Raw genomic sequence first — 299 nt, 5'->3', positions numbered from 1 at the left:
GCTGGTGCGCCGCCGAGATCTCGATGCCGTCCATGCCGGCCGCCTTCACGCGCTTCGCGGCCGCCGCGAAATCGCCGATGATGCGGCGGATTTCCTCGATCTCGATGATCTTCGCGTTGCCGCGGTGCACCGGTTCGCGCACGCCCGACGGCGACATCAGATGCGGCCAGTGCTCGCCGTGGAACGACGAGCGGCGGCCCATGTGCGTCGCCTGGATCATGATCTTCGCGCCGTGCTTGTGCATCGTGTCGGCCAGGCGCGTGAGCGGATCGATGATCTTGTCGTTCGACAGGTTCACC

Annotated in this window: 1 pseudogene; it reads right to left on the bottom strand. The window is 66.6% G+C overall.

Annotation, left to right across the window (positions count from 1 at the left end):
* Positions 1-299: pseudogene (locus SB816_RS30790) on the bottom strand (N-methylproline demethylase); the annotation flags it as partial.

The sequence above is a fragment of the Achromobacter sp. SIMBA_011 genome, from assembly GCF_046535435.1.
Lineage (GTDB): Bacteria > Pseudomonadota > Gammaproteobacteria > Burkholderiales > Burkholderiaceae_B > Achromobacter > Achromobacter dolens.
The sequence above is the reverse complement of the archived record's forward strand: the minus strand, read 5'-3'. Positions and strand labels throughout refer to the sequence as shown.